The organism is Corynebacterium sp. CCUG 65737, from assembly GCF_024454115.1.
GTDB classification, from domain to species: Bacteria; Actinomycetota; Actinomycetes; order Mycobacteriales; family Mycobacteriaceae; genus Corynebacterium; species Corynebacterium genitalium.
In genome coordinates this window covers 16049-38021 of sequence record NZ_JAGPZB010000006.1, presented here as the reverse complement: position 1 = coordinate 38021, position 21973 = coordinate 16049, and the positions used below count along the sequence as shown (strand labels likewise).

The window sequence follows — 21973 nt, the reverse complement described above, 5'->3', positions numbered from 1 at the left end:
GTGCTAAAGCCATTTTTAGCAGTCAGGGGTAGGGAGTGCAACGTCGGGGCCCGCGCGTGGAGTGCGCTTTGAGCGAACATGGGTGTCCGACTTTTTCACGTCTGCTGCCGAGCTCCGCTTGAGTTGCGCTCGGGTTGGGCCTGGCCGGGGAAATATGTTTGTGAATATTTTCGAACAGTCTTGCGCTCATGGTTTGGGGGTGGGTACAATGGTGGCATCGGTTGATACGCTGCACACAGTATCGAGGGGAGGGGACCATGGCGGGGCGCATCGCACAGCTTGTGGACACTATCGGCGATGCTTTAGCGCAGCTTCGCGACGAGTTCGCCGACCCGTCTCTACTATCGCTGCATGATGTGGCCGCCGAGATGGAAAAGCTCGAGGAGCACCTTAACGCCAAAGCGCTTATCGACGCTTCATTCGCCTACCTGTGCGACCGTGACAACGCCGGACGACTCGTCGGGGCAGTCCACCCCAACGCCTACCTGACCACCCGACTAGGGCTCTCGGCCGGGGAAGCCTACGACCGGCTCGCCCGCGGACGCGACCTCTTCGCCCCACCAGTGACACCTGATCCTGAACCGGCTGACATCAGTGGTGACGACGACGGTTCCGGTGGTTCAGGGTTTGAGCTCGAGTTCGGTACGGATAATGAGGAAACCGAACACGCTCGCCGTGAGGCTGAAGAGCAAGCCCGCCGCAGCCAGGAAGAAGCACGCACCAAAGCAGCTGGCGTGTCCGCGGAGAAGCAGAACATCATCCGCCGCGAACTCGACAAGCTGCTTGCCCCCGCCCGCGGGGACCGCACCCGCATCCACGCCCAAGCCATGGATGAAGCCGCCACCCGGGACGTACAAGACCTCCGGATGTTCGTGCGCCGCAACGTCGACGCCGCCAACCGTAAGCACGCCCCACGAAACAACCCGAACGCAGGCTTTGCCAACCGCGCGGTCCACATCGGGCACCGCAAAGCTGACGGCACCCACGAGATCACCATCACCGCCACCGCCGGTGATACCGCATTGTTCAAAGCGCACCTGGATAAAGGACTCGCCCCGAACACCAACACCGGTGATGCTCAGCGCGGCACCGATGGCGCCGGCGAAACCGGTGGTGTGGCGGATTACCGCACGCCACCCCAACGCCACTACGACCAATTCACCACCATCCTCAAAGCTTTCGAATCAGGCCAGCAGAAGCTCAGCGGTGGTGCGGCATCTGTCGTCATCGCCATGACAATGGACGATCTTGCCGATGCTGACGGCTACGCCGCCGGCGGTGGCCTGTTTGCCACCAACACAGGTATCGACATTGATGTCATCGACATGGCCCGCCTCGGCCTGGGCACCCTGGACACCGCTGATTCAGACCAGGCGAACTTCATCCTCCAGCTCGACTCCGTCACCGCAGTCCCGCTGTCGATGGGTAAAACCCGCACTGCTTCGATCGGGCAGCGCATCGCGATGCTCGCCGTCCAAGGCGTCTGCTCCTGGACCGGATGCACCAAACCACTGACCGAATGCGAAGCCCACCACATCTTCGCCTGGATCCTGGGTGGTTTGACCACGATGGATAACCTCACCGGATTATGCCGGCAGCACCACAGATGCAACAACGACAACCGCGACGGCACCTGGGGCAAAGGACATATGGACTACGACCCCGACACCGGACAAGCCGGACTTGTCACACCCGGGGCTACACACATGCAGTTCAACACCACAGACCCCGCCCACCACTGCGCAGCCAACCGCATCCGCCGCAGAAACACCACCACCAACACCGGCACCAGCAGTGGCACCAGTGGGCCCACAACACCCACCCCCAAAACCAGACCCGACCCACCCCTGTTCCCACCAAACAACACACCAACCCGCACCCGAAAACAGCCCAGACCGCGAGCACATACCCATGCCCGCGAATAGAGAAGCGCTTCTCCCGATGCCACGCCCAAACCCGCATGCTCCAGCGCCGCGGTTCGCGCAGACGCGCACCGTGGACACAGGCATGCCTGCACCTACTTCTCCTTCTCGGCAACCATTGCGGAAGCCGCACACCGTCGGCACCGCGAGTACGGTCGCGAACATGAACACCGACAACACCACAGCACAGCTCGACCCCAACCGCGACAGGATCTTCAAGGACCTGTCCGGCCTCGTGTCGTTCAATTCCCCGCACTCCACACCGGAACTGGCCGACCAGCACTCCGCCGCCGCGGACTGGGTCACCGCCGCTGTGGCCGAGCATGGATTCGAGGTAGAGCGGCACCCCACCGTCGATAATGCGGACGTCATTATCGGCCGCCGCGCCGGCACCGATGGTGCGCCGACCGTGTTGCTGTACTCCCACTACGACATCGTTCCGGCCGGCGACCCCGCCGCTTGGACATCGGACCCGTTCACCCTCACTGCGCGCGACGGTCGCTGGTACGGGCGCGGCGCTTCCGACTGCAAAGGCAACATCGCCATGCACCTTGAAACTCTGCGCATGCTCGAGGCCGCCGGCGGCACCGACGCGAACCTGCTTGTCGTGGTCGAAGGCTCGGAAGAACTCGGCGGCGGTGGCCTGGAGAAGCTGATCGATGAGAAGCCGGACCTGTTCCGCGCCGACGTCATCCTGATCGCTGACTCTGGCAACGTTGCGGTCGGCACGCCCACCCTGACAACCGCCCTGCGCGGCGGCGCCCAGGTACGCGTGACCATGAAGACTTTGGAGGGCGCGATCCACTCCGGCACCTTCGGCGGGGCCGCACCCGACCCGGTGGCGGCGCTGATCCGGACGTTGGATTCGCTTCGCGACGAGCACGGCCGGACCGTCATCGACAGCCTCGACTGCACCCAGACATGGGAAGGTGAACCATACACCGCCGAGACCTTCCGCAAAGACGGCGGCGTCCTCGACGGCGTGGGCTTGATGGGCGATGCCGAGGCCGGCGAGCAGCCTTCCGACCTCGTATGGGCCCGCCCCGCCGTGAGCGTCACTGGCTTCACCTCCACCCCGGTGGACCAAGCCGTGAACGCGATCGTCCCCCAGGCACAGGCGCAGCTCAACCTGCGCGTGCCCGCGACGATGGATCCGGCCGAGGCCGCCGAGGCCCTGAAACAACACCTGATCGACCACACTCCGTGGGGCGCGCATGTGGAGGTGGAGATCTTCGACATCAACCACGGCTTCGCCACCGACCCGGACCGTCCGGCCATCGGGCTGCTTGGCGCGTGTCTCCGCGAGGCCTACGCCAAGGACGACCCCGCCGTCGAGCTGGCCGTCGTCGCCTCCGGCGGATCGATCCCGCTCACGGCGACGTTGCAGAAGCACTTCCCCGACGCCGCCATCGCCATGTTCGGCGTAGAAGACAACGCAGCCGGCATCCACTCCGTCGACGAATCGGTGCACCCGTACGAAATCGAGCGGGTCGCCGTGGCGGAGGCACTCTTCCTCCAGCGGGTCTCACAGCTCTAACTCGCCCAAACCACGCCACCCATCCCGCAAGACGGAACATTCTCGGGCCTTTTTTGCGAGAGTTTTACCCGAAACCCGAGACCGCAGATACAGGGGCTGAGATGGGAGAACGGCGGGCGGGGGCGTCGATAATCGAGTGGCGCGCGTATATGAATCGACGAAATGTGTTGCGGGTCACGTGAAGCTCGCTTAAAGTGACTGTCATGCAAAAGCGCATTCTTCTACTAGCGGTACTACGGGCCACGGACCCCGACGCGGAGTAACCGACTCCACGCGGCACGGGTGAGTGGTCGTTAGCCAACCAGTACAAGCGAGTCGGTACTCCTCCCCCACACAACACCGCGAAATGTAGAAGGACTCGACATGTCGAACACGACCGCCTTTGCCACCCAGACTCAGACCCAGCAGACCCGCACCGAGGAACTCGATCCGTTCCAGCTGCGCTTCGAATCCCCCCGCCGTCTCCCGCGCGAACTGCGTGAGGAAGCCATGGGCATGAGCTGGTCGCTGTTCACCGCCACTTACGCGCCGACCCCGACGCTGCGGATCTCCGACATCCACACGGATAAGGCGAACTGGTGCTACAACAGCTACTCCGCTGACGTCACCAAGACCTCCAAGACGTTCCCGCCGCAGACGACCCACCACGAGGTCACCGCCTCCGGCCCGGCCCACGCGTTCGCTGCGATGCTGGCGACCGAAGGCCGCTACATCGAGATCCTCGAATTCCACCAGATCGAGCTGTACGAGGCAACGTTCACCGCCATCAAGGTCGCCCACCAGATCAACGAGCGCAACACCGCGTGGGCCATCGGCTTCGGCCCCACCTCCGAGGCTTCCATCGCCGCCGCCATGTCCTCTGGCGCCCAGCGCATCTACGGATAACCCCCGAATCCACGTCGAACCCCCGGATTACGGCCGCGGCAATAAACCGGTAAAGTAAATCCCGTTGGCCGCGCCAGCGATGACGCGCCTTTTTTGATTTGGTCTCATTATTTCCCAAGTTGAGCTGGGTGTTTCTGTCCTGTCAGCGCGCCGGAAAAACGTGCGAAAACTAGATTCGAATCTTGGGAGGCCCTGTGATCACGCTGCTCTTCGCCCTCGTCGCAGCCACCGCGGCCGCCCCGTTTTTGCTTCGCGCGTTCGGCCGCCCCGCCTTCGGCATCCTGGCCCTGGTTCCCGGGGCCGGTTTCGCGTGGATGGTGTACCAGTTCGCCGACGGCACCTTCAAAGATGGCGGCGAAATCCTGGCCAGCTATCCGTGGATGCCCGGGCTGTATCTCAACCTGGAGTTCCGGCTCGATGCCCTCGCGGGCCTGTTCTCCCTGATCATCCTCGGCGCGGGCGCCCTGGTGCTGCTGTACTGCTGGGGGTATTTCGACACGAACCCCATTCGCCTGAGCATCTTCAGCTCCCAGCTGACTATGTTCGCCATGGCGATGTACGGCTTGGTCATCTCCGACAACTTCCTGGTCATGTACATCTTCTGGGAGATCACGTCGGTACTGTCGTTCCTGCTGGTCTCCTACTACGGTGAGCGCGCGTCGTCACGCCGCGCCGCCAACCAGGCGCTACTGGTCACCACCTTCGGCGGCCTGGCCATGCTGCTGGGCATCGTCCTCTTCGGCACCCAGACCGGCATTTGGCGGCTGTCCGAAATCCCCGCCCGCACCGAGCTGGCGGACGTCCCGTGGATTTCCGCCGTCGTGGTGCTGCTGCTCCTTGGCGCCCTGACCAAGTCCGCCCAGGCCCCGTTCCACTTCTGGCTGCCCGGCGCGATGGCCGCCCCGACACCGGTCTCGGCCTACTTGCACTCCGCAGCCATGGTGAAGGCTGGCGTTTACCTCATCGCCCGCCTCGCGCCCGACTTTGCACCCATCCCGGCCTGGCACGTCGTGGTCATCCCGGCCGGCATCTTCACCATGCTCCTCGGCGGCTGGATGGCTCTGAAGCAGGTCGACCTGAAACTCATCCTCGCCTATGGCACCGTCTCGCAGCTGGGATTCATGATCGCCGTCATCGGCATCGGTTCCCCCTCCGCCACCATGGCGGGCCTGACCTTGGTGTTCAGCCACTCGCTATTCAAAGCAGCGCTGTTCATGATCGTCGGCGCCATCGACCACACCACCGGCACCCGCGACATCCGCGAACTGTCCGGCCTGGGCCGCCGCGAACCACTGGTCGCCATCCTGGCCACCATCTCCGCTGCGTCGATGGCGGGCATTCCGCCGCTGTGGGGCTTCGTCGCCAAAGAAGCCGCCCTCGAAGCGACCCTGCATGAGGAACTGCTAGTCGGCATGCCGCGCAACATGATGCTCGTGGCGTTCGTGGTCGGCTCCATCCTCACCATGGCGTACTCGCTGTACTTCCTGTGGGGCGCCTTCGCCCGCAAAAAAGAGCACGAGCTCAGCGAAGACACAGAGCTTATCGACGGCTCCACCCCCGCCGTCCGCGACCGCGACCCCATCCAATTCCTCCAGTGGTTGCCTCCTGCGGTCCTGACCGTCCTGACGGTTATCTTCGGACCGTTCCCTGGCCTGCTGTCGGACGCGTTCAACCAGCACCTCGACGTGCGCTTCCCCGGCGACCCCGGCAAAGACCTGAAGCTGTGGCACGGCATCACGGTGCCGCTCATGCTCACGATCGTCATTGTGCTGGTGGGCACGATCATGTTCCTGCAGCGCCAGCTGGTCGCCCGCGCCCAGTTCGACCGCCCGGCGCTGGGCGATGCAGATGCTCTGTGGGACAACATGCTCAAGGCGTTGCGTCAGGCGTCGCTACGCTTGACCGCGTCGACGCAGCGTGGTTCGTTGACCATCAACCTGGCCACGATCTTCGCTGTGCTCATGGTCGTGCCCATCGGCGCGCTGATCATCGGCGGCGCCAACGACATCCGCATGATCCTGTGGGATTCTCCGTGGCAGGGCATGGCCGCGATCATCCTGATGATCTGCGCTGTCGCCGCGACCCGCGCTCGGAACCGTTTGTCCATCGTGATCTTGGTGGGCATGACCGGTTACGCCCTGGCGTTCATGTTCGCTCTGCACGGCGCGCCGGACCTGGCGCTGACGCAGGTGCTTGTGGAGACGATCGTCATGGTCGTGTTCATGCTCGTCCTGCGCAAGCTGCCCACCGACGTCGATGTCCGCAAGGACTTGGACAACCGCCTGCGCGCCTGGCTGTCCGTCGGCACCGGCCTGTCCGTCGTGGTCGTGGCCATGGTGGCCATGTCCGCCCGCACCGCCACGCCGATCTCCGAGTTCATGCCCGACCTCGCCTACGACATCGGCCACGGCCGCAACACCGTGAACGTGCTGCTGGTGGACCTGCGCGCCGCCGATACCCTCGGTGAGATCAGCGTCCTGGTCATCGCCGCGACCGGCGTGGCCTCCCTGATCTACCGCACCCAGTCCTTCCAGCGCAGCTCGCGCCGCCCGACGCTGAGTTCCCGGCAACCGCGCTGGCTGGCCTCCGGCGTGGACACGGAGAAGTCGCAGAACCGCTCGATCATGGTGGACGTGGTCACCCGCATCCTCTTCCCGTCGATGATCCTGCTGTCGGCGTACTTCTTCTTCTCCGGCCACAACGCGCCCGGCGGCGGCTTCGCCGGCGGCTTGGTCGCTGGCCTCGCCTTCACGCTGCGCTACCTCGCCGGCGGCCGCGAGGAACTCGAAGAGGCCCTGCCGGTCGACCCGGCAAAGATCCTGGGCACCGGCCTGCTGCTCTCCGGCGCCGCGGCGATCATCCCCATGTTCATGGGCTACCCGCCGCTGACCTCGGGTTATATTGAGCCGGAGCTGCCGCTCATCGGCCCGGTCACCATCCCCAGCGCCCTGCTTTTCGACGCCGGCGTCTACGCCATTGTCATCGGCCTGGCCATGCACATCCTGCATTCCCTGGGCGGCCAGCTCGACCTGGAAGAGGACGAGCGCAAGGAGCGCGCCCGCGACCGTGCCCGCGCCCTGCAGCGCAAGAACGAACAGCGGCGTGCTGCCCGCGAGGAAACCCTCGCCCAGCGCGAACGAGAACGGGAAGCCGAGAAACAGAAGAAAGCCGAGACATCTCGTGGGGGCGGCGAGGAGCGAAGCGAGGGCCGGCCCCACGCGTCGATAAGCGGAAAGGAGCTGTAGGTGGAAGCGAACCTATTTTTGCTCATGGCGTCTGGCGTGATGATCGCGTGCGGCGTGTACCTCATGCTGGACCGCGCGATGACGCGCATGCTGCTCGGCGTGATGCTCATCGGCAACGGCGCGAACCTGCTGCTGCTGCAATCCGGCGGGCAGGCGGGGTCGCCGCCGATCCGGGACCGCGAATCCTTCATTTTCGGCGACGTGATTGCGGATCCGTTGGCGCAGGCGATGATTCTCACCGCGATTGTGATTTCGATGGCGATGACCTCATTCATCCTCGCGCTGCTGTACAGGCAGTACCGCTACCGTACTGACGACGTGATTGAGCACGACGCCGAGGACCAGGCGATTGCGGCGCGCCCCGCGACGCCGTCTGCCGCGCCGGACGCTGACGCCTCCGATGACCCCGAAACTGGCCGCCTCTCTCGCGGCGGCGACGCCTTCGGCCCCCGCTCCTTCGAGGAACCCGTGAAGGAGGCCGAAGATGGGCGCTAACGTCGACCACACGTGGTACACGTCCTATGTGGACTGGCTGATGCCGTACATGCCGTACATCATCCCGCTGCCGGTACTCATTCCGGCGCTGGCCGCGGCGCTGATTCTCTTGGCCGGAAAGCACCGCGTGCTGCAGCGCAACATCGCGTTCTTCACGTTCCTGGTGCTCGCCGTCATCGCGGCGTCGATGATTCTGGTGGCTGACATCGAAGGCATCCAGACGGTGCAGCTAGCCGGGTGGGACGCGCCGATCGGAATCACGTTCGTCGCCGACCGTCTTTCCGGCATCATGCTGTTCGTCTCGGCGATCGTGCTGTTCTGCGTGATGTGGTTCGCCATCTCGCAGGGTATCCGCGACGGCAACGAGAACGACCCCGTGGAAGTCTTCCTTCCCATCTACATGCTGCTGTCCATGGGCGTGAACCTCTCGTTCCTGGCAGGCGACCTGTTCAACCTCTACGTCGGCTTCGAAATCTTCCTCGTCGCGTCCTACGTCCTGCTCACCATGGGCGCGTCCCCGCAGCGCGTGCGCGCCGGCATCGGTTACGTCATGGTGTCCATGGCGTCATCGATGGTCTTCCTGTTCGCGCTCGGCCTGGTCTACGCGTCTGTGGGCACGATCAACATGGCTCAAGCAGGCATCCGCCTCGAGGAGCTTAACGACGGCACACGCGCCGCCATCTTCGCAACCTTGCTCGTCGCATTCGGCATTAAGGCCGCGATCTTCCCCCTCGACGCCTGGCTGCCCGACTCCTACCCCACCGCCGCGTCCCTGGTCACCGCCGTCTTCGCCGGCCTTTTGACCAAGGTGGGCGTGTACTCCATCATCCGCGTGCGCGTCACCATGTTCACCGACGGGTCGTTGGACATCCTGATGATGTGGGTCGCACTGGCCACCATGATCGTCGGCGTGATGGGTGCGCTCGCCCAAAACGACATCAAACGTCTCTTGTCGTTTACCCTGGTCAGCCACATCGGCTACATGATCTTCGGTGTCGCCCTGGGCTCCCAGCACGGTCTCAACGGCGCGATCTTCTACGCGGTCCACCACATTCTGGTGCAGACCTCGCTGTTCCTCGTGGTCAGCCTGATCGAGCGCCAGGTCGGCTCCTCGCAGCTGCGCCGCCTCGGCTCGCTGCTCTATACCGCACCGTTCATCGCGATTTTGTACTTCGTCCCGGCGCTGAACCTGGGTGGCATCCCGCCGTTTTCCGGCTTCCTGGGGAAAGTCATGCTGCTCCAGGCCGGCGCCGAAGACGGCACGTGGCTGTCGTGGGTGCTCATCGTCGGCGCCGTGGTGACATCGCTGCTCACCCTGTACGCCATGATGATCGTCTGGTCGAAGGCGTTCCTGCGCGACCGCTCCGACGCCCCCGAAGGCAACGTGACCAGCGTGCGCGTGAGCCCGCTGGCTGACATTCACGACACCGTCGACGCCTCCGAACGTTCCGACGTCGGCCGCGTCCCGTTTGGCATGATGGCCTCCACCACCACACTCATCGCCGCATCTGTGGGCATCACGGTGCTCGCCGGCCCAATCTCCGCCATCACCGGCCGCGCCGCCGACTCCGCGATGGACCAATCCATCTACCGCACCGCTGTGCTCGGCGACGATTGGTCGAACCCCTCACGCACCCTTGACCAAGACAGGCTTGACGACGGCTCCGACACCATCGACCAGCGACGCCACGACATCCGCACCCCCGACGCTGGGGTCTCCACCGAGCCTGTTCCCTCGCCGGCCGACACGGGTGCACGGGCTGATAACGGCGGCACCAACCCCTCCTACGAAGAGGAGAAGGCCACCGGCGGGGTGCGCCCCGAGCGTGAAAAATCTTCCGTCGTCGGGGAGGCAGAGGACTCATGATGCAAAGATTCCGCAGCCGCTTCCGCCCCTGGTTCATCGTCTGGCTGACCCTCATGTGGATCCTGCTCATGGGTGAACTGAGCTGGGGCAACGTCTTCGCCGGCCTCGCTTTAGGCATCCTGATCACCGTGCTGCTGCCCCTGCCGCCGCTGCCCACCGGCGGCATCAGCATCGACTTCTGGGAGCTGAGCAAGTTCGGTATCCGCTGGGTCGGCCAGCTCTTCACCGCCGCCATCCAGGTGTCGTGGCTCGCCATCCGGCCCGCTGACCCGCCGAAGAGCGGCATTTTCAAGGTGCCCATGCGCTTGGGGTCCGAGCTGGAACTCTACTTCGCCACATGCGCCTACAACCTCCAACCCGGCGGCTGCGTCACCGATATCGACCTGGCCAACCGCATCTGGACCATCCACGTGCTCAACGCCGGATCCCAGCAAGCAATCGACAAGGCCCTCCATGACGTCAAGGAGCTGGAGGCCTCCATGATCGCCATCTTCGAGAAGAGAAAGGCCCACTGATCCACCATGGACGACATGATTTACAACTCCGTGCTGGCCGTCGCGGCCGCGTTCCTTGTCGCCGGGTTCTTCATCACCACCTGGCGCCTCGTGGTCGGCCCCAACTCGCTCGACCGGGTCATCGCCATGGACGGCGTTGTCGCCTCACTCCAGTGCGCGCTGGCCACCTACATCTGCTGGACCCTCGACACCACCGTGGTCAATGCGATGTTCGTCGTCGCCCTGCTAGGCTTCATCGGCTCCCTGTCGGTGGCCCGCTTCCGCAAGAGGGACGGTGCACTCTAATGACCTGGGAATTCATCTCCGACGTCCTGTCGCTCATCTTCATCAGCTTCGGCGCCCTGCAGGTCTTCTTCGCCTCCGTCGGCATCGCCCGCTTCGGCAACACCCTCGCCCGCATTCACGCTGTCACCAAACCTCAGACCGTGGGGCTGGTGCTGGTGATCATCGGCGTCATCTTCCGCCTCACCGGCTCCGACAGCTTCGGGCCCGGCCAGCGCGGCGACATCGGAATGCTCTTCCTCCTACTCCTCTTCGCCCTCATGACAAACCCGGTCACCGCGCAGCGCCTCGGCCGCGTCTCCCGACGCGAAGCCCTCTACGGCGGCGACGACCAGATCGCCGTCAACGAGAACCCCGCGAAGTACTAGCCGCGCAGCTCAGCAACCGTGGCGTCGACCACGTCGCGCCAGTCCCCCGTCCGCTCGTAGATCGCGCGCTGACGCTGATACGCCGCGCCCTGCTCGATGATCCCCGGCACCAGATTCAGCTCATCAACGCACCCCAAACGCTGCGCCACCGGCTGGAGCTCCTCGACCATGTCATACAGCTCATCGGTGACGAGGCGCTCATCCGTCGCACGACTCGTGATCACCTCGGCCTCCAGGCCATAACGAGCGCCCCTCCATTTGTTTTCTGCGACGTGCCAGGGTTGGAGGGTGGGCAGGTCGCGGCCGTCGTCAAGCATCGCGTCGTAGTGCACCACCAAACAGTGCGTGAGCGCCACAACCGCCGCGAGCTCGCGGAGGGTCGGCGATGCGTCCGAAATACGCACCTCGATGGTGCCCCACTTCGCCGCCGGGCGGACGTCGAAATGCATTGAGCCGGTGTGCGACGTGACGCCCGAGGTGGTCTGGTCGCGCATGAACTGCACCCACTCCGACCAATTTTGGAACTGGTACGGCATGCCCGCGGTGGGAAGCTGCTGGTACAGCATCGTGCGGTTCGACGCGTATCCCGTGTCCAGGCCCTCCCACGCAGGGCTCGCCGCGCTAATCGCCAAAAGGTGCGGGTACTTCGTCATGATCGCGTTGATGATCGGCCACACCCGCTCCTCATGCTGAATGCCCACGTGAACGTGCGTACCCCACAGCAACATCTGCTGGCCCCAGTACTGCGTGCGGTTAATGATCTCCTGGTACGTCGGCTTATCTCCCACCGCCTGCTCGCGGAAATCCGAGAACGGGTGGCCGCCGCTCGCCCACAACTGCAAGTTCTTCTCGTCCGTGACGGCCTGAATCTTGTCCTTCGTGGCGCGGAGATACTCGATCGCCTCCGCCGTATTGCGGCACACCGGGGTGACCAGCTCGACCGTGTTCTGCAGAAACTCCTTCTCCAGGTGCACATCCGGCCAGCGATCGTCCACCGCCTGGATCACCTCCGGGCCCCGCGCCACCAGGTCGCGGGTGGCCGGATCAATCACACCAATCTCCCACTCCACGCCCAACGACGGGCCCTCCGAGCGGTTGAAATCGCGGAACGGGTCCATAACGGAGTGGGCGGCGGGGTTGTGCGTGGGGTTCGCGGTGCTCGCAGTGTTCGCGTTGGGCTGCATTGTTTCTGAATACGTCATGCGGGGCGGTTTTACAATTTTAATATCGCCTTCTGGCGGATTTCAGCAGCATTTTCCCAGGTCGGATCTTAGCGAACTCAGTAGAAGGCGATACTAAAGCGACAAAACCGGCCTTTCGGGCGGTCGGGCGCCGCCACAAGGCCGGTTTTCGTGAACTTTGTCGGCTAGAGGTTCACCGGGCCGGTCAGAACCAGCGTCAGGGAACCAGGGTTGTTCGCTTCGCTCGGCACGGTCGGGTCGTTCGCCCTAGCGACGCCCCCAACCCGGTCCGCCAGCACCCGCGCCCGCTCCTCCGCACCCGGGGTCGCCGGGTCGAAGAAGACGGTGTTCTGCTCGAGGACGGCCTGCTGCTCACCAATGTTGCCGACCTCACCGACCTGCACACCCTGCCCCTTGAGCTGGTCAGACACCTCGGCTGCGAGGTTTGGGACGGTGGAGTTGTTGTAGACGTTGATCGTCTCGTTCTCAGCCGTCATCGCCTGGCCGCTGGCCGCCGGCGCAGCGCCTTCCGGAGTGCGGTTGTCGGCCTGGTTGGTCTGGGCGCTGTCGTTACTCGCGTTCTGCCGGCTGTCGTTCTGCGCAGCCGGATCCAGCTCGTTGCCGTCGTGGCCGCTCTGCACGTTCGAGCTGTTCTGGCCGTTCGCGTTCTGCACCTGCTCCGGCGCCTGCTCCTGCGCGACGTCACCGGAATTATCCTTCTGCATCATCGCGTAGAGGCCCCACAGTCCGAGCAGCGCGGCAACGGCAATCAGGATCATCGCGAGACCACGCTTAGGCACACTGCCTGCGGCGACAGCGGAGCTACCTGCCCTTTCGCTTCTCGACGCCCGCACCGCCGGCACCATCAGCGTCCGATCGTCATACGCGTCCTCGTACTGGTCGACGTACTCGTCAGCAGCGTAACCGTCTGCGTACTCTGCCTCCGGGTACTCTGCCTCGGCGTACTCGCCGTCGGAGTAATCATCGACGTAATCGCGGCTGCCGTATCCGCGGTCGCTATAAACGGTGTCGCCGTAAGTAGCGTCACGGGTGTGGAGGTCACCGCTGGTGTACGCGCTCGCACCCGCTACACCAACGGTGCCAGCAGCGCCAGCCGCGCATACTGCTCCAGCCGAGGCGCCGAAGTCATAATCGTCCTCGTCGCGGCGGCGGTGCCTACCGCCCGAAGATGCGCGCTCAGCCGGAGTAGCCGGCGCGTCCGGTTCTAGAGGGGTGTCGTAGTACTCCTCGTAGGCTTCGCCGAAGGAGCCGTCGGAAATTTCGTCGTACCGGTCGGAGTAAAGGTTCGACGAACGATCGAAGGTGCCAGGTTTACCAGAGTTCACATTAGTCACAGCAGTCACCCTAGTTGTCTCTTTTGTCTCGAAAGGTTTGCGACGCGCCGACTCTTTCAATGCGCTTTGCAGAAAAGTTGACAAACCCGATTTTCGCCTAGAACCGAAACAGCTGGTGAGCGAGTTTTGGTGTCATACAGGCACCTCGAGCTCGTCAACTTTTCCGCAACACACTGCCACTGAAACCCCGAACGCAGCTCAGACACAGTGTAGAACGCGTTCCCCGTAGGCGCTTGTGCAAAAGATGACGAACTCGATGTCGCTCTGGAAATATCACTGCAGGTAAGAGCATTTTCAGGCAGCAAACCGAAATCGGGTTTGTAAACTTTTGCAGCGCGAACTGCGAGGGCTGGCCAGGCGAGCTCGCCAGCGCGGGCCAGCCAAGACCACCACACCAGCCCGGCCCACCAACCAGGCCCGCGAACCCCTACCCTGCGTCGCGGCCGAGGGCGCGGGCGTCGCGCAGCCTCTGGAGTCTGCGGATGAGTTGGGGGTTGTGGGAGAGGGCGGTGGGGTCGTCGATAAGCGTGTTGAGCTTTTGGTAGTACCTGAACGGCGACATGCCCAGCTCAACCCGGATGGCTTCTTCGCGCGCGCCGAGGCTGCGGGGCGCGCGGTCCGCGAAGTCGAGGATGGTCAGGTCGGTGGGGTCCATGCGCGAAACTATACTGGTCGCCATGATCCGACCGATTGTCATACACGGTGACCCCGTCCTGCACACGCCGACCGAGCCTGTCACTGAGCCGGTCGCGGAGCTCAAAGAGCTCATCGCCGACATGCACGAGACGATGGACGCGGCGAACGGCGTGGGGCTGGCCGCGAATCAGATCGGCGTGAATAAGCGCTTGTTCGTGTACCACTGCCCAGATGGCGATACGATGCGCAGCGGCACGGTGATCAATCCGGTGCTGGAGACCAGCGATATCCCGAAGACGATGCCAAAGGATGACGGCGAAGACGACGAAGGTTGCCTTTCCGTCCCCGGCGAGTCCTTCCCGACGGCGCGCGCCGAGTGGGCGAAGGTCACCGGCCTCGACGAGAACGGCGACCCGGTCGAGGTCGAGGGCACCGGTTTCTTCGCGCGCTGCCTGCAGCATGAGGTCGGCCACCTGGACGGGTACGTGTACCTGGACGTTCTCACCGGCCGGTACAAGCGCGAGGCGAAGCGCGCGGTGAAGGCGAACGGGTGGACTGAGGCCGGCAACACGTGGCTGCCGGGCACCGACGAGGACCCGTTCGGGCACTAGAAGAGCACTAGTGTTCCGCGCTGAACCCCTCTCCCCGGGCGACCGGGTGGTGGTGCGCCGCCGCTTCGGCAACCACGCCACGGACGTCATCGGCCACATCGAGGCGCTCGACCCGCTGGTCATCCGCCCGCAGAAAGTCGGCGGCCTGCCGTCCGAGGCGGAAGCGCTGACCATCCCGGCCGAGGACATCCTGGTCCTCCGCCGCCTCAGCCCGCGCCGCATCCGCAATTCCGACATCCGCGCCGTCGAAACCGCGTACGCCCGCGCGTTCCCCGGCCAAGAGCGCATGCTCATCGACGGCTGGCTCACCCGCTCCGGTTCCTCCATCGCCGAACGCTCCAACTCGGCCACCCCGATCGGGCATTCGGCTGGTTTTCAACCGGTTCCGCTCGCCGAGATCACTGCGTTCTATGCCGAGCGGGGGATGCCGGTGCAGTTGTTGATTCCGGAGCGCATCGGCAAGCCGGCGGCCGACTTGGTCGCACGCGAGCAGGGTGCGGGTGGTGCGGGCTGGGAGCTCGGGCCGGAGATCATCACGATGACGCGTGAGCTCGCCGGCGAAGACGCGGAGACCGAGCCCGGCGCGCTGGCCAGCGGGTTCACCTTCCGCATCGACTCCCAGCCCTCCGACGACTGGCTGTCGATGTACCACTTCCGCGGCCAGCCGTTGCCGCCGGAAGCCCTGGCAGAGTTGCGTGACGGGATTGAGGGGGAGATGGGGTTCGGCTCCCTCCTCGACACGCAGGGCAACGTCGTCGCGGTCACCCGCGGCACGACCACCGAGTCCGATGACGGCCGCGCCTGGCTGGGGTATTCCGCAGTCGAAGTCGCGCCGGAGTACCGCAGACGCGGGCTGGGCACGCTGCTGGGTGGGCGCATGCTGGAGTGGGGTGCGCAGCGCGGTGCGGACGCGGCCTACCTCCAAGTGCTCGCGACGAACGACGCGGGCATCGGCCTTTACGACAAGCTGGGCTTCACCGAGCACCACCGCCACCGCTACGCCCGGCTAGGGTAGATCGCATGCGAGTAGCTACATGGAACATCAACTCGGTACGTACCCGGATCGACCGGGCCGTCGCCTTTCTGGAGCGCAATGATGTCGACGTCCTGGCCATGCAGGAAACGAAATGCTCCGACGACAAGTTCCCCTACTCGGCGTTTGAGGCCGCGGGGTACGATGTCGCGCACGTCGGCTACCACCAGTGGAACGGTGTGGCGATCATCTCCCGCGTCGGGCTCGAGAACGTGCGCGACGGGTTCGACGGCCAGCCAGGCTTCAACAAGGACCCCGACGCCCCGCAGGACCGCGAGGCCCGCGCCGTCGCCGCGACCTGCGGCGGCGTCGAGGTCTGGAGCCTCTACGTCCCCAACGGCCGCGAGATCGGCGACCGCCACTACGACTACAAACTCGAGTTCCTCTGGCGCCTCGCCGAGCAGATCGACCCCTCCACACCCCAGGTCTTCTGCGGCGACTACAACATCGCCCCGACCGACAAAGACGTCTGGGACCGCGCCTTCTTCGAGGGAAAAACCCACGTCACCGAGCCGGAGCGCGCCGCCTTCGAAGCGCTTCTCGAGTCCGGCCTGAACCAGGCCACCCACCCCGAGCCCTACTCCTACTGGGATTACAAGGGCATGCGCTTCCAAAAGGGCGAGGGGATGCTCATTGATTTCCAGTTGTCGGGGTTGGAGGGGGCTGGATTCGTCGATACGCATGAGCGTGAGGGCAAGGGCGCGAGCGACCACGCACCCGTCGTCGTGGATTACGACCTGACGCGGCTGCATTTGGATGAGGTCCGATGAGCCTCGCCACGTGGCAACTCGTGCTGATGGTGATTGACTACGCCATCAAATTCGCCGTCATCGGCGTCATCCCGGAAAACCGCAAACCGTCCAGCGCGAACGCGTGGCTGCTGGTCATTCTGCTCATTCCGTTCCTCGGGTTGCCGATCTATTTCTTCCTCGGCTCGACATTTCTGTCGCGGCGGCGTCACCGCATTCAGCGGGAGGCCAACGCGATGCTTAACGACGTCCACACCTCCTTCCCCGACTACCCCTCCGCCGCATCAGTATCCGGCGAGGTGGCGACGATGGCCCACCTCAACCGGACCTTGACGGGATTTCCGGCGCTGGACGGCCACGTCAAGCACCTCTGGTCCGACTATTCGGCGACGATGCGGCGGCTGGCCTCGGCGATCGATGAGGCGACCTCACACGTGCACGTCGAGATTTATGCCATGGCCTGGGACAAGACGACCGGGCAAGTGTGGGAGGCGATGGAGCGGGCCGTCGCGCGCGGCGTGAAAGTACGCGTTCTGTTCGACCACATTGGCTCCTGGAAATACCCCGACTTCCGCACGTTCAAGCGGCGCATGACGGAGGCCGGAATCGAGTGGCACATGATGCTGCCGTTGCAGCCGCTGCGCGGCAAATTCCGCCGGCCGGACCTGCGCAACCACCGCAAACTCATGGTCATTGATGATGAGGTCGCGTTCATGGGGTCGTTCAACCTCATCGACCGGACGTACCTCATGCCCGGCCACGTCAAGCACGGCCGCCAATGGGTCGATGCGTTTGTGGAGCTCACCGGGCCGATCGTCGCCTCGCTCGAGTCCATGTTCGCCGTCGATTGGTACACCGAAGCCGGCGAGATCCTCGAGATCTCCGCCCCGCACGACCCGGACCCCGCCACCCTCGAAGACCAGAACGTCCTCCAGCTCATCCCCTCCGGCCCCGGTTACACCACCGAGCCGAACCTGCGGATGTTCAACACCTTGATCCACCACGCCCGCCACCGGCTCATTCTCTGCTCCCCCTACTTCGTGCCCGACGATTCCATGCTCGAAGCCATCACGACCGCCTGCTACCGCGGCGTGCGCGTCGACCTCCTCGTCGGCGAGAAAGCCGACCAGTTCATGGTCAACCACGCTCAGTCCGCCTACTACCAGCAGCTTCTGGAAGCCGGCGTGCACATCTGGCAGTTCCCCGCCCCCTACGTGCTGCACACCAAGTTCGCCATCGCGGACCCCGTCGCGCTGACCTATCCGGACGCAGGCGAGCCAAAGCCAGGCACTGCCCGGGCGGGGGATGTTGCCAAAACCCCTACAGAATCGGCTGACCTGCCGCGCGGCGCATCGGTCGAAGCTCACGCCGCTACGAGTGGGGCCGACCATGCGGGGCATGAGGGGGGTGCTGGGTCGGAGGCGTCGACAAGCGGAAATGTGCAACGGGCGCCCGATGCCGCCCACCTGAATGAGATCGCGATCATGGGCTCGTCCAACATGGACATGCGCTCGTTCTCGCTGAACTACGAAAACAGCCTGTTCATCCTGCAAGGGCCGCTGATCACCGACCTGTGCGAGCTCGCGTCGGCGTACCTGTCCGTGTCGCGGCAACTCACGCTCGACGAGTGGAAGAAGCGGCCGTGGTCGCGCAGGTACATCGACAACGTGATGAAGCTGACGTCCGCGCTGCAATAGACGCCTAAGCAACCTGCGCAAGAGCACGGCGCACCTCCGCAATGAAACCGGCGGGATCCTCCTCAATCTCCGATGGCTTATAGCGCAAGAACCGATAGCCGAGCCGCTCGATGCGCTTCTGGCGAGTGCGTTCACGCTCCGTTGCTGTGACCGGATCGTCTTTGTACTTCACGTCGCCATCCACCTCGACAATGAGCCACTCACCGATGAGTAAATCCACGCTATAGGGGCCGAGGACCTGCGCCTGCGGAGTCAACGGGCCGATGTCCGCTTGGATGAGAAGGGCGCGGGCGAAACTCTCGCCAGCGGATTGGGAGTTGTCGATCGCATGCTCCAGACTGTCCCGTGCGATGCAGATGCCGCGGCAGGGGCTAGCGTCGACAAGCTTGTCCATCAACTCGACGCTTTCGAAACCATTCGCAAGCAGGTAGTCTGCTGCGACCAAGCCGGCCTCAAAACCCTGAGTGCACGCGATGTCGAGCCAGGTAGAAACTGGGTCCAGAAGGTCGACGCCCAGAAGCGTGACAATGCCATCCGGGCTGGTCTTGACTTTCCGGAACACGCTGCCACGCGGCCACTGCTTTCGGGGAGGGAGTGCCCCACTGCGCGTCGCCAACTCCACCCGCGCTCGGCTGTTCTGCAGCAACCAGATGCCGTGGAGGGCGGCAGCGGACTCGCCAATCAAGTACGACGAGCGGGCCGACTGTCCCACAGCCAAAGCGAAAAGAATACGGCGCTGATGCTCCTTGAGGTTCACCAGTTTCTGGGTTTGAACCGCCCGGCGGCTTGCAAGGCGGTAGAGATCGCCCGAATCGAAACGAGCTTGCAGTGCGGGCGGGGTCTTGTGACCGATGGGTATGAGGAGCTGGTTGAGCATGGGCAAGTCTGCGTGCATACCGCTACGGTGCACCGAATCCAGCCGGCCGTCTATCGCGTGCTCCCCGCTCTGTGGAGAACCACTGTTTTTGATGACGTGTCACTACTGACCTGTGGATAGATTCGGGGTGGAGTTCCCAGTTGTGCGCACTGCGGTGAGCGAAGGGGTTGACAGTGGCGGGTTCTATTGGGTGCGGGCGACGTGGCGGCGGTGAGATCCCGAGGGTCTCCGACGGAATACATTTTTAGTATCGCCTTCTAGTGAATTTCTACCGCGTTTCCGCAGGTCGGATTTCTTCGAACGCGGTGAAGGGTGATACTAAAAATGTAGAAGTGGGGCTACCGGCCCGATTGAACCGGAAAACAGACGTGAGCCAGGCCCCAGGCGCCTAAAGAAAAAACCGGCCCCGTCTGGGACCGGCCTTACAAGCGCTCAGCGCTTCAGCGAGAGAACTAGGCGTCGCGCTTCTCCAGCAGGATCAGCCCGATCACGTAAAGGACAATCGCCCACACCGCGAAGAGCACGAACGACTGCCACAACGGAAGGGCACCTGCCGTGTCGAGCGGGTCCGGGCCCGGGTTGTTCATGTTCGCCGTGAAGAACTGCAAGTTCATGAATGGGGCGTAGGTCTGGATGTTGCGGCCGACCCTCGGGATCATGGCCAGCGCCGGCTCCAGCACGAGCTGCCAACCAAGGTAGATGGCCAGCGCGCCGGCGGTGGCGCGGACGATCCAGCCAATGCCCTGGACGAGCATGACCGCCATGAACGTGGTGAGCGGGATGACCCACAGCGACCGGCGGACGAAGGGGTTGTCCCACCACTCAATCGGGTTGGCGGCGATGAGGTCACCGACAATGAAGCACAGCATGATCGTTACCACGGAGAAGATCGCTGCGAAAATGCCGTACACGAGTAGCTTCGCCAGGCCGACCTGCCACCGCTGCGGCGTCAGTGTGTAGTTCGTCGAGTTCACCTTGAACCGGTACTCGGTGGTGACCACCATGATGGCCTGGATCAACAGCGTCATCAGGCCGAAGGAATTGAATCCCATGATGGCAGAAGCGCCGCCATATGTCGGGCTGTCGGGGTTGTCCAGGCTGGCCATGAGCACAGCCCAAGCAATCGAGAACAACAGCGCCAAACCAGAGGTCCACCAGAAAGAAGCGGTGGTGCGGAGCTTTGTCCACTCCGAAAGCATGGTCTTAAGCACGGTGGCTACCTCCTCTACGGGTACGGTCCTGCGGCTCACCCGGCGCAGGCTGCGAGGGCCGCGCAGGCGCAGCACCAGCACCAGCGCCAGCACCCTGCGGCGCGACCGCCCCGGGCGCCGCCTGGTACTCCACTGCTCCTTCGGTGCGGCGGATGTAGGCGTCCTCGAGGGAAGCGCGGCGCTCGGTGAGCTCGGTGACCATCACGCCGACGGAGAAAGCCAGCTGGCCCATCTCCTCCGACGACCGGCCGGGGATCTCCAGCACGGGGCGGCCATCAGGGTCGGCTGCCTGGTGGAACTCGACGCCCTCGCTGCTTAGGGCGGCGGAGAACTCGGCCAGGTGCGGGGAGCGGATGACGGTGGTGACGGCGGAGTTCTCCTTGATGAAGTCGTTCACGGAGCCGGAGGCGACCAGCCGCCCCTTGCCGATCACCACGAGCCGGTCAGCGGTCTGCGCCATCTCGGCCAGCAGGTGCGAGGACACGAGCACGGTGCGTCCTTCGGCGGCGAAGCGGCGCAGCAGTTCGCGCACCCAGCGGATGCCTTCGGGGTCGAGGCCGTTGACTGGCTCGTCAAGAATGAGGTACTCGGGGTCGCCGAGCATCGCCGCCGCGATGCCGAGGCGCTGCCCCATACCCAGCGAGAACCCGCCGGCTTTCTTTCCGGCGACGCTGGTCAGACCGACAAGATCAAGCACTTCGTCGACACGCGAGGCCGGAATCCCGGACGCCTGCGCCTGCCACAGCAGCGAGTTGCGCGCCGAGCGGTTCGGGTGGATCGCTTTCGCATCCAGCAACGCGCCGACCTTGCGCAGGGGGTCGCGGAGGGAGCGGTAGGGGGAGCCGTCGATAACCGCGGTGCCTGACGTCGGCTCATCCAGGCCGAGGATCATCCGCATTGTGGTGGATTTACCTGCTCCGTTCGGCCCGAGGAAGCCGGTGACCACCCCCGGTTCGACTGCGAATGTGAGGTCGTCGACCGCACGGACCTGACCGTACTCTTTAGTCAGGTGAGAGACTTCAATCATGCGCTTTAGCGTGCCATAGAAGCACGCTTAACGACGACTCGAACCCCGCATGAAGCGGAAACTGACGGATTTCATTCAGCGGAACCCAACGCAACTCCATAGATTCCGCGTTGGGCTCGAGGGGAATCGGTCCGCCGGTGGTCGTGTGGGCCAGCACGGTCGTGTAAGTCCAGCCGGGGTCTTCGCCGGCGGTGACGATGGCTTGCTCGACCTCGATGAGCGAGGTGTCCACGCCGCACTCCTCCACCGTTTCGCGCAGCGCTGCCTCTTCGACGGTCTCGTGGGAGTCGCGGGCGCCGCCGGGCAGGGCCCACGTACCGCCGTCGGCAACCCAGTGCGCACGGTGTTGCAGCAGCACCGCGTCCCCGGCGCGGAGGAACAGGCCCGCCGCGCCGTGCTTGCCCCACACCGGCTTACCGCCGGGGCCGTCAACCCATCCGTTTCCGTCGCCTTCCATGTGGGCCAGTGTAACCAGATGCC

Annotated in this window: 20 protein-coding genes; 13 read left to right on the top strand and 7 right to left on the bottom strand. The window is 64.3% G+C overall.

Annotation, left to right across the window (positions count from 1 at the left end):
* Positions 1 to 257 precede the first annotated feature (257 nt).
* The 9 genes from KBX17_RS06135 to KBX17_RS06095 all read left to right on the top strand — a co-directional run bounded on the left by KBX17_RS06135 (position 258) and on the right by KBX17_RS06095 (position 11116).
* Positions 258 to 1925 carry an HNH endonuclease gene (locus tag KBX17_RS06135; RefSeq protein WP_256018941.1) on the top strand — a complete coding sequence of 556 codons (1668 nt, stop codon included), beginning with the start codon at positions 258 to 260 and terminating at the stop codon, positions 1923 to 1925.
* 160 nt (positions 1926 to 2085) lie between these two features.
* Entirely contained in the window at positions 2086 to 3459 is a 1374-nt protein-coding gene (locus KBX17_RS06130; protein WP_256018940.1) for a M20/M25/M40 family metallo-hydrolase, read from the top strand.
* A 363-nt stretch (positions 3460 to 3822) separates the two neighbouring features.
* Complete coding sequence (locus tag KBX17_RS06125) at positions 3823 to 4344, top strand: acetyl-CoA acetyltransferase (protein WP_255995620.1); 522 nt, start codon at positions 3823 to 3825, stop codon at positions 4342 to 4344.
* A gap of 194 nt (positions 4345 to 4538) precedes the next feature.
* Positions 4539 to 7589, top strand: coding sequence for a Na+/H+ antiporter subunit A (locus tag KBX17_RS06120; protein ID WP_256019039.1), 3051 nt, complete (start codon positions 4539 to 4541; stop codon positions 7587 to 7589).
* Positions 7590 to 8084, top strand: coding sequence for a Na(+)/H(+) antiporter subunit C (locus KBX17_RS06115; RefSeq protein WP_256018939.1), 495 nt, complete (start codon positions 7590 to 7592; stop codon positions 8082 to 8084).
* On the top strand, positions 8074 to 9951 hold the full coding sequence (locus tag KBX17_RS06110; RefSeq protein WP_256018938.1) for a Na+/H+ antiporter subunit D: 1878 nt from the start codon (positions 8074 to 8076) through the stop codon (positions 9949 to 9951). Before KBX17_RS06115 ends, KBX17_RS06110 begins: the two co-directional genes overlap by 11 nt.
* Positions 9948 to 10466 (top strand): Na+/H+ antiporter subunit E, encoded by a 519-nt coding sequence (locus KBX17_RS06105; RefSeq protein ID WP_005288425.1) that lies wholly within the window; start codon positions 9948 to 9950, stop codon positions 10464 to 10466. The genes KBX17_RS06110 and KBX17_RS06105 overlap by 4 nt, the downstream gene beginning before the upstream one ends.
* A 6-nt stretch (positions 10467 to 10472) precedes the next feature.
* Positions 10473 to 10751, top strand: a complete 279-nt coding sequence (locus KBX17_RS06100; RefSeq protein ID WP_005288422.1) for a monovalent cation/H+ antiporter complex subunit F — start codon at positions 10473 to 10475, stop codon at positions 10749 to 10751.
* Positions 10751 to 11116, top strand: a complete 366-nt coding sequence (locus tag KBX17_RS06095) for a monovalent cation/H(+) antiporter subunit G (protein WP_005288420.1) — start codon at positions 10751 to 10753, stop codon at positions 11114 to 11116. Before KBX17_RS06100 ends, KBX17_RS06095 begins: the two co-directional genes overlap by 1 nt.
* Here KBX17_RS06095 and KBX17_RS06090 read toward each other — a convergent pair.
* From KBX17_RS06090 to KBX17_RS06080, 3 genes are all read right to left on the bottom strand, one after another.
* Positions 11113 to 12234, bottom strand: a complete 1122-nt coding sequence (locus tag KBX17_RS06090) for a glutamate--cysteine ligase (protein WP_256019038.1) — start codon at positions 12232 to 12234, stop codon at positions 11113 to 11115. The genes KBX17_RS06095 and KBX17_RS06090 overlap by 4 nt on opposite strands.
* A gap of 248 nt (positions 12235 to 12482) precedes the next feature.
* A complete protein-coding gene (locus KBX17_RS11545; protein ID WP_256018937.1) occupies positions 12483 to 13652 on the bottom strand; it encodes a LytR C-terminal domain-containing protein in 1170 nt (389 codons plus the stop codon).
* Between the two features lie 427 nt (positions 13653 to 14079).
* On the bottom strand, positions 14080 to 14307 hold the full coding sequence (locus tag KBX17_RS06080) for a DUF3263 domain-containing protein (RefSeq protein ID WP_005288412.1): 228 nt from the start codon (positions 14305 to 14307) through the stop codon (positions 14080 to 14082).
* Between the two features lie 22 nt (positions 14308 to 14329).
* On the opposite strand from KBX17_RS06080, the gene KBX17_RS06075 reads away from it, so the two are divergent.
* Genes KBX17_RS06075 through KBX17_RS06060 form a run of 4 tightly spaced genes read left to right on the top strand, consistent with a single transcriptional unit; the run spans position 14330 to position 18378 of the window.
* Positions 14330 to 14899 (top strand): peptide deformylase, encoded by a 570-nt coding sequence (locus KBX17_RS06075; protein WP_256018935.1) that lies wholly within the window; start codon positions 14330 to 14332, stop codon positions 14897 to 14899.
* 10 nt (positions 14900 to 14909) lie between these two features.
* On the top strand, positions 14910 to 15914 hold the full coding sequence (locus tag KBX17_RS06070; protein WP_256018934.1) for a GNAT family N-acetyltransferase: 1005 nt from the start codon (positions 14910 to 14912) through the stop codon (positions 15912 to 15914).
* Positions 15915 to 15919: 5 nt separating this feature from the next.
* Positions 15920 to 16702, top strand: coding sequence for an exodeoxyribonuclease III (locus KBX17_RS06065; RefSeq protein WP_256018932.1), 783 nt, complete (start codon positions 15920 to 15922; stop codon positions 16700 to 16702).
* Positions 16699 to 18378, top strand: coding sequence for a phospholipase D-like domain-containing protein (locus KBX17_RS06060; protein ID WP_256018931.1), 1680 nt, complete (start codon positions 16699 to 16701; stop codon positions 18376 to 18378). The genes KBX17_RS06065 and KBX17_RS06060 overlap by 4 nt, the downstream gene beginning before the upstream one ends.
* 4 nt (positions 18379 to 18382) lie before the next feature.
* On the opposite strand, the gene KBX17_RS06055 is transcribed toward KBX17_RS06060, so the two are convergent.
* The 4 genes from KBX17_RS06055 to KBX17_RS06040 all read right to left on the bottom strand — a co-directional run bounded on the left by KBX17_RS06055 (position 18383) and on the right by KBX17_RS06040 (position 21950).
* Positions 18383 to 19273, bottom strand: coding sequence for an endonuclease domain-containing protein (locus KBX17_RS06055; RefSeq protein ID WP_256018924.1), 891 nt, complete (start codon positions 19271 to 19273; stop codon positions 18383 to 18385).
* 434 nt (positions 19274 to 19707) lie between these two features.
* Positions 19708 to 20466 carry an ABC transporter permease gene (locus tag KBX17_RS06050; protein ID WP_005288394.1) on the bottom strand — a complete coding sequence of 253 codons (759 nt, stop codon included), beginning with the start codon at positions 20464 to 20466 and terminating at the stop codon, positions 19708 to 19710.
* Positions 20459 to 21493 (bottom strand): ABC transporter ATP-binding protein, encoded by a 1035-nt coding sequence (locus KBX17_RS06045; protein ID WP_256018923.1) that lies wholly within the window; start codon positions 21491 to 21493, stop codon positions 20459 to 20461. The genes KBX17_RS06050 and KBX17_RS06045 overlap by 8 nt, the downstream gene beginning before the upstream one ends.
* Complete coding sequence (locus KBX17_RS06040) at positions 21486 to 21950, bottom strand: NUDIX domain-containing protein (protein WP_255995634.1); 465 nt, start codon at positions 21948 to 21950, stop codon at positions 21486 to 21488. Before KBX17_RS06040 ends, KBX17_RS06045 begins: the two co-directional genes overlap by 8 nt.
* Positions 21951 to 21973: the final 23 nt, after the last annotated feature.

Bases quoted from the DNA above. Each gene is read 5' to 3' on its own strand.
- KBX17_RS06065 (WP_256018932.1), top strand. From the start codon at position 15,920: ATGCGAGTAGCTACATGGAACATCAACTCGGTACGTACCCGGATCGAC.
- KBX17_RS06125 (WP_255995620.1), top strand. From the start codon at position 3,823: ATGTCGAACACGACCGCCTTTGCCACCCAGACTCAGACCCAGCAGACC.
- KBX17_RS06090 (WP_256019038.1), bottom strand. From the start codon at position 12,234: ATGGACCCGTTCCGCGATTTCAACCGCTCGGAGGGCCCGTCGTTGGGC.
- KBX17_RS06060 (WP_256018931.1), top strand. From the start codon at position 16,699: ATGAGCCTCGCCACGTGGCAACTCGTGCTGATGGTGATTGACTACGCC.
- KBX17_RS06080 (WP_005288412.1), bottom strand. From the start codon at position 14,307: ATGGACCCCACCGACCTGACCATCCTCGACTTCGCGGACCGCGCGCCC.
- KBX17_RS06055 (WP_256018924.1), bottom strand. From the start codon at position 19,273: ATGCACGCAGACTTGCCCATGCTCAACCAGCTCCTCATACCCATCGGT.
- KBX17_RS06045 (WP_256018923.1), bottom strand. From the start codon at position 21,493: ATGATTGAAGTCTCTCACCTGACTAAAGAGTACGGTCAGGTCCGTGCG.
- KBX17_RS06075 (WP_256018935.1), top strand. From the start codon at position 14,330: ATGATCCGACCGATTGTCATACACGGTGACCCCGTCCTGCACACGCCG.
- KBX17_RS06095 (WP_005288420.1), top strand. From the start codon at position 10,751: ATGACCTGGGAATTCATCTCCGACGTCCTGTCGCTCATCTTCATCAGC.
- KBX17_RS06130 (WP_256018940.1), top strand. From the start codon at position 2,086: ATGAACACCGACAACACCACAGCACAGCTCGACCCCAACCGCGACAGG.
- KBX17_RS06110 (WP_256018938.1), top strand. From the start codon at position 8,074: ATGGGCGCTAACGTCGACCACACGTGGTACACGTCCTATGTGGACTGG.
- KBX17_RS06105 (WP_005288425.1), top strand. From the start codon at position 9,948: ATGATGCAAAGATTCCGCAGCCGCTTCCGCCCCTGGTTCATCGTCTGG.
- KBX17_RS06040 (WP_255995634.1), bottom strand. From the start codon at position 21,950: ATGGAAGGCGACGGAAACGGATGGGTTGACGGCCCCGGCGGTAAGCCG.
- KBX17_RS06135 (WP_256018941.1), top strand. From the start codon at position 258: ATGGCGGGGCGCATCGCACAGCTTGTGGACACTATCGGCGATGCTTTA.
- KBX17_RS06100 (WP_005288422.1), top strand. From the start codon at position 10,473: ATGGACGACATGATTTACAACTCCGTGCTGGCCGTCGCGGCCGCGTTC.